General features: G+C 72.4%; 5 protein-coding genes. 3 read left to right on the top strand and 2 right to left on the bottom strand.

All coding sequences use genetic code 11. The annotated features are described in order from the left end of the window. Window positions 1-59: 59 nt before the first annotated feature. Window positions 60-347, bottom strand: a complete 288-nt coding sequence (locus tag K2X24_RS17825) for an MTH1187 family thiamine-binding protein (RefSeq protein WP_238278010.1) — start codon at window positions 345-347, stop codon at window positions 60-62. 367 nt (window positions 348-714) lie between these two features. On the opposite strand from K2X24_RS17825, the gene K2X24_RS17820 reads away from it, so the two are divergent. Next, a complete protein-coding gene (locus tag K2X24_RS17820; protein ID WP_292499678.1) occupies window positions 715-3,003 on the top strand; it encodes a Hint domain-containing protein in 2,289 nt (762 codons plus the stop codon). 112 nt (window positions 3,004-3,115) lie between these two features. Next, window positions 3,116-4,069, top strand: coding sequence for a TAXI family TRAP transporter solute-binding subunit (locus K2X24_RS17815; RefSeq protein WP_292499677.1), 954 nt, complete (start codon window positions 3,116-3,118; stop codon window positions 4,067-4,069). A gap of 10 nt (window positions 4,070-4,079) precedes the next feature. On the opposite strand, the gene K2X24_RS17810 is transcribed toward K2X24_RS17815, so the two are convergent. After that, window positions 4,080-4,682, bottom strand: a complete 603-nt coding sequence (locus tag K2X24_RS17810; protein WP_238278004.1) for a TIGR00730 family Rossman fold protein — start codon at window positions 4,680-4,682, stop codon at window positions 4,080-4,082. A 217-nt stretch (window positions 4,683-4,899) separates the two neighbouring features. On the opposite strand from K2X24_RS17810, the gene K2X24_RS17805 reads away from it, so the two are divergent. Continuing rightward, on the top strand, window positions 4,900-6,235 hold a 1,336-nt coding region (locus K2X24_RS17805; protein ID WP_292499674.1), incomplete at its 3' end, for a hypothetical protein.

The following is a 6,235-nucleotide window of genomic DNA, read 5'->3' as shown; positions in this document are numbered from 1 at the left end:
CCACCCTTTCAAGTCGTGGATCCTCGGCGATCGGACTCCGGGGAAGCGGAGCTTTCGCCCTACAGCACGGCCTTCAGCTTGTCGGCCATGGCCTGGTCCTTGTCGCGGCGCGACGAGAAGGCCATCGTGAAGAAGACGCGCTGGACGCCGAGTTCGCTCAAGCGGGCCTCGCAGGCCTCCACCAGGGCGCAGATCTCGCTCAGCTCGCCCTCGATGTTGGTCCCGTTGGCGTGCATCTCCGCCGTCAGGGGACTGGCATCGAGGATCGCCTTGATCTCCCGCACGTAGGGCGAGACCGAGGGACCGACGCCCATCGGAACGATGCACAGATCCGCGACGACCTTCATGACGCTGCTCCCGATGTCCACCTGAGGCCTGCCAGAGGTGGCAGGTTCGGGCCCATGTCAACCGCCCCCCGCGGCCGGTGGATCGCCGAGCATAGGCGAAGTCGATCGCCGATCTGGACCGGCGCCGGACCTCGACCCGCCGCACGAAGACGAAGCATGTCTTTGCGAGGAGGTTCGACGACGATCCGCCTTTACACAAATTCAAGCCCAAGAATAGTGCATCACTTAGTCGTGATATTTATACAACAAATCAATATCCTGAAGGAGAGGACTGTCGTTTCATGATCGAAGAGGAAGCTTATCTCGTTAATCACTGGTACAGCTTCGATGAAGCGTCAGGTCGGCGCACGACCATCAGGACGGACCCATGTCGATCACGCGCGCCTCGACGAATGCGACCGGACAAAAGGGCAGCGACTTCAGTCAAACGCCCGGCGGCGCCGCCCAGATGTCCGCCGATGGCCGCTACGTCGTCTTCGAGAGCGGCTCCGGCGACCTCACGGGCGGCGACACGAACGGCCGGCAGGACATCTTCGTCAAGGATCTGAGCACGGGCGCGATCACCCGCGTCAGCACGGCCGCCGACGGGACGCAGGCCGACGGCGCGAGCAGCGGCGCCACGATCTCGGCGGACGGCCGATACGTCGCGTTCCTGAGCGATGCCGGCAACCTCGCGCCGGGCGGCACGGCGGGGCAGACCGACGCCTACGTCAAGGATCTGCGCACCCAGGCGATCACCCGGGTCAACACCGCCCCCGACGGGGTCACGCCCGGCAACGATTCCGCCCTCAACGCCGTGATCTCGGCGGATGGCAGCCACGTCGTCTTCTCCAGCGCCGCCACAAATCTCGTCGCCAACGACACGAACGGCCAGCAGGACGTCTTCGTCAAGAACCTCGGCACCGGCGCCCTCGCGCGCGTCAGCACGGATGCCGGCGGGGCGGAGGCCAACGACACCAGCGGCGGCTTCGGCTTCACCGACAGCGCCGCGATCTCGGCCGACGGCCGCTTCGTCGCCTTCTCCAGCAGCGCCACCAATCTCGTGGCGGGCGACACGAACGGCCAGCAGGACGTCTTCCTCAAGGACGTGGCCACCGGCGCGATCACCCGCGTCAGCACGGCCGCCGACGGGACGCAGGCCGACGGCGGCAGCCTCGGCGCCGCGATCTCGGCCGACGGCCGCTACGTCGCCTTCACCAGCGATGCGACCAACCTCGTGGGCGGCGACACGAACGCCGCCACCGACGTCTTCGTGAAGACCGTGGCCAGCGGTGCGATCACCCGTGCCTCCACGGACGGCAACGGGGTCGAAGGGGGTGCCGAGAGCTTCGGCGCGTCGATCTCGGCCGACGGCACGCGCGTCGCCTTCGTCAGCAACGCCGCCAACCTCGTAGCCGGCGACACGAACGGGACGCCCGACGTCTTCGTCAAGGACCTGCCGTCCGGCTCGACCGTCCGCGCCTCCACGGCCGCCGACGGGACCCAGACCGGCGACGGCTTCAGCTACAACGCCTCGATCTCGAGCGACGGGTCGCGGGTCGCCTTCACCAGCCTGTCCAGCGACCTCGTGGCCGGCGACACGAACAATCGACCGGACGTCTTCGTGACCGACACGGTCTGCTACGCCGGAGGCACCCGCATCCGGACGGTGCGGGGCGATATCGCCGTCGAGGATCTGGTGGTGGGCGATCTCGCCGTCACCGCCTCGGGGGAGCCCCGCCCCATCCGCTGGCTCGGCCAGCGCACGATCCCGTGCCAGGGCCGGGCGGACCGCCTGCCCGTGCGCATCGCCGCCCACGCCTTCGGGCCGGACAGACCCGTGCGCGACCTGCGCGTCTCACCCGGTCACGCCCTCTGCCTCGACCTCCTCGGGGAGGTGCTGGTGCCCGCCGGCAGCCTCGTCAACGGCACCACCCTCACCCAGGACCCGGTCGAGCGCGTCACCTACTGGCACGTCGAACTCGAGGAGCACGACATCCTGCTGGCCGAGAACCTGCCCGCCGAGAGCTATTGCGATGTCGGCAACCGTGCCTTCTTCGCCGGGGCGCCGACCGTCGACCTGACCCTCGGGCCGGACGCGCCCTCCGGGTCCGGCGCGGCCGCCTTCTGCCGGCCCCTCCACGCGGACGGCCCCCTGGTCGACTTCGTGCGCCTCCGTCTGCGGGAGCGCGCCGAGGCCGCCGGCTGGGCCCTGGTCGACGCGGTACCGGGCGACCTCCACCTCGTGGCCGACGGCGTGACGATCCGGCCCGCCATGGACGGCCTCACCGCCCGCCTCGTCCTGCCGGCGGACGCTCGCGACGTGTACCTGGTCTCGCCCACCGGCGTACCGGTCCATGTGGATGCCGCGTCGGGCGACCGGCGCCGCCTGGGCCTGGTGCTCACCGGCCTCGCGGTGATGGACCCCATCGGGGGCACCCGGGACATCGCCCTGGACGATGCCCGCCTCGGCGCGGGCTTCCACCCGGTCGAGGGCGAAGGCGCCGTCGTCTGGCGCTGGACCGATGGCGCGGCCCTGCTCCCGGCCAGCCTGTGGGCGGGCTGCCCGGGACCGGTCCACCTGCAGGTGACCCTGGCCGGGGCCGGGGTGCCGCGATGGGTCGGCCCGGACGCGGCGCCTGCGCCCGAGCCGGCGAACCTCAGGCACTGCGCCTGACCGGAACCGCCGCGGCCGGCCAGGGCCTGCCGCGGCGCCGGTTGCCAAACCGCCGCCTGCGCCGCAACCATCGTGGCCCGCACGGGGCGCGTGCGCCGACCGGAGACCCTTCATGCGCAGACGCACCCTCGTCCTCGGCGCCGCACTGGCGGCGCTGGCGCGTCCGGCCCGGGCGCAGGCCGACCCGGAGACGCGGCTCGTCCTGGCCACGGCGACGCCGGGCGGCTCGTTCCCGGCCTTCGGGCAGGCCCTCGCCGAGGCGGTGCGGGAGACCGATCCCGGGCTGGTGCTCACCCTGAGGCCGAGTAAGGGTTCGCAGGAGAACCTCGGGCTGCTGCGAGCCGGCAGCGTCGACCTCGCCCTGGTGCAGGGGGAATACGCCTACGATGCCCTGGGTGTGGAAAAGGGCTCCGAGACGGGTCTGAGCGTCGTGGCGCCCGTAAGCGCCTCACCGGGCCTCTTCGTGGTGCGGGCCGACAGCCCGATCCGCGGCGTCGCGGATCTGCGCGGCCGGCGCGTCGCCCTCGGCACGCACGCGTCCGGCCTCACGGTCATGGGCCGGAGCGTCCTGCGCGGGTCCGGAATCGACCCCGAGCGCGCAATCACCCCGATCCTGCTCGACCGGGCGGGCGACGGGGCCGCCATGGTGCTGGACGGGCGGGCCGACGCCCTCTGGGGCGCGGGCACCGGCTGGCCGGGCTTCCGGGTTCTCGCCGACGCGCCGGGGGGCGCGCGCTTCTTCGGGCCGGCACCCGAGGCGATGGAGCCCATCCTGGCGCTGCACCCGTCGCTCCGGCGGGTGAGTGTGCCGGCCGGCGTCCTCCGGGGACAGGGGACGTCGGTGGAGACGGTAGGCTCGTGGAGCTTCGTGCTGGCGCGGGCCGGCGTCGAGGCCGGTGCGGTCGCGCGCCTCGTGCGGGCGATGGACCGGGGCAACGCGGCCCTGGCACGCGCCTATCCGGCGGGCGCGGATGCCGCTCCGCGCAACCTCGTCGCGGCGGTGCCGGCGGCGTGGCTCCACCCCGAGAGCGCCGCCTACCTCCGGGAGACCGGCGCCCTGCGGTGAGGCATGGCCGTCAGAAGCGCTCGGCCACGAGGGCCTCGGCGGCGGGCGCCGGTTCGGTGGCCCCGGCGGCATCGCGCAGGAGGCCGACCACGTCCGACGCCTCGGCGGTCACGAGGTAGCTCAGGTCGAGCCCCGCGCGGATGAACCCCTGCGCGCGCATGTGGTCGAGGAGGGTCAGCAGGGGCGTCCAGAAATCCGCCACCGAGAGGAGCAGGATCGGCTTGTTGTGCTGGCCGAGCTGCGCCCAGGTCAGCTGCTCCACCAGTTCCTCGAGCGTGCCGATGCCGCCCGGCAGGGCCACGAAGGCGTCGGAGCGCTCGAACATCAGCCGCTTGCGGGTGTGCATGTCCTCCACGACGATCGTCTCCTGGATCTCGTCGAGCATGCGCTCGCGCGATTTCAGGAAGTCGGGGATGATGCCGGTGACATGGCCGCCGTTCTCGATGACCGCGCGGGCCACGGTGCCCATCAGCCCGACATTGCCGCCGCCGTAGACGAGGCCGATCCCGGCCTCCGCCAGGGCCTTGCCGAGGGTCACGGCCGCCGCCGTGAAGGCCGGGTCGCCGCCGAAGCCCGAGCCGCAATAGACGCAAACGGTCCTCAACGGCGCCATGACGGACCTCCCTTGCGGGCCGCGACCAGGGCGCACGTGCTGTCCACGCGCCAAAGTGCTGATTTTACGGGAGATCCGGCCTTGGGGCGGCGGGCTCGATTTGGTGTTCCGGTCATGTTCGTTAATATGTCGCCATCAATCGCCGGTTTGTCGACGGGCCCTATCCCCGCACGGCGGAATTCGGCCGCCGCGCCGGTGGACGAAGGAGTGGAGTGTCATGAGGGCGGAGTTGCGACGGAGCATCTTTCTCGCCTGCGTGGGGCTTCTGGCGGGCTTCGCCCTCGTGGTCACCCTCTACGGCGCGGGCACGATGTTCAAGCAGGGTCTCGCCGGACGCGGCGCGTCCGAGGGCGAGGCCGTTCCCCTGGCCGCGCCCCCCGCCGACGCGACCGGCAAGCCCGGGTCGGCCGCGCCGTCTCCCGTTCCCGCCCCGAATCCCGCCCCCGCCGGGGAGGGAGGCACGCCCCAACCGGGAAAGCCCCGGGCGGCCCTGGAGGGGCAGCCGGGTCCGGACCGAAGCCCGGCCCCGCCGCAGGGCGAGGCGCCGAGCTTCGACATCATCCGGATCGAGCCGAGCGGCGAGGCCGTGATCGCGGGCCGGGCGCCGCCCAACACCACCGTCGAGCTGTTGCGCGACAACGGGCCGATTGCCCGTGCGCTGGTCGACCCGTCCGGCCAATTCGCCATCGTGCCACCCGCCCTGCCCCCCGGCACCAGTGAGATCACCCTGCGGGTGACCGGGGCCGACGGCCGGGCGCGCGTCTCCCGCGACAGCGTGTCGGTGGTGGTCGCCGCGAACCGTACCGCCAAGCCCCTCATCGCCCTGACCTCCCCCGACAAGCCTACCATCGTGCTCTCCCAGCCCGATCCCGTGGCCGCCCCACCCGCGCAGGCCGGGACCGGGCAAGCAGCGACAGGGCAGGCCGCGACGGCGAAGCCCGGGGGCGAGAAACCGGGCGCCGGCATGGCCGGAACCGGCAAGACGCCGGGCAAAGCGCCCGGCAACACCGCCGGCACGACGCCCGATGCCGACCGGCTCGCAACGAACGTGCCCGGAGCGGCCGGCGCGAAGCCGGAGGCGGACAAGGCCACGCCGGTCAAGATCGTCAGCGTCGAGGCGGAAGAGGGCGGCCGGCTCTACGTGACGAGCCAGGCCCGGCCCGGCTCCACGGTGCGGCTCTACCTCAACGACACCCTGGTGGCCCCCGGCAGCGCGGGCGCCGACGGCCGCGTCAGCTTCACCATCGGGCGGGGCGTGCGCCCCGGCGATTACCGGATCCGGGTCGATCAGGTCGATCCCATCACCGGCACGGTGAAGACCCGCTCCGAGGTCGCCTTCGCGGTGCCGGCGAACGTGGCGCGGCCGGACGCCGCGACGGGCGCGACCCCGCCGTCCACCCAGGCTCAGGTCAATGCTCAGGTTCAGGCCAATGCTCAGGTTCAGGCACTGGCTCGGCTCAGGGACCGGGCCGAGAGTCAGGCCCAGGTGCCCGAGGGCCGGCCCGCCTCCCCGGCCCACCCGGCGGCCGGCGCGCCCGCGCGGACGGAGCCCG

It is taken from the genome of Methylobacterium sp., from assembly GCF_019750675.1.
Taxonomy (GTDB): Bacteria; Pseudomonadota; Alphaproteobacteria; order Rhizobiales; family Beijerinckiaceae; genus Methylobacterium.
This window is presented reverse-complemented; position numbering and strand designations above follow the sequence as displayed.

Excerpts from the sequence above, each read along its gene's own strand:
- K2X24_RS17810 (WP_238278004.1), bottom strand. The coding sequence starts at position 4,682 with ATGGCGCCGTTGAGGACCGTTTGCGTCTATTGCGGCTCGGGCTTCGGC.
- K2X24_RS17825 (WP_238278010.1), bottom strand. The coding sequence starts at position 347 with ATGAAGGTCGTCGCGGATCTGTGCATCGTTCCGATGGGCGTCGGTCCC.
- K2X24_RS17815 (WP_292499677.1), top strand. The coding sequence starts at position 3,116 with ATGCGCAGACGCACCCTCGTCCTCGGCGCCGCACTGGCGGCGCTGGCG.
- K2X24_RS17820 (WP_292499678.1), top strand. The coding sequence starts at position 715 with ATGTCGATCACGCGCGCCTCGACGAATGCGACCGGACAAAAGGGCAGC.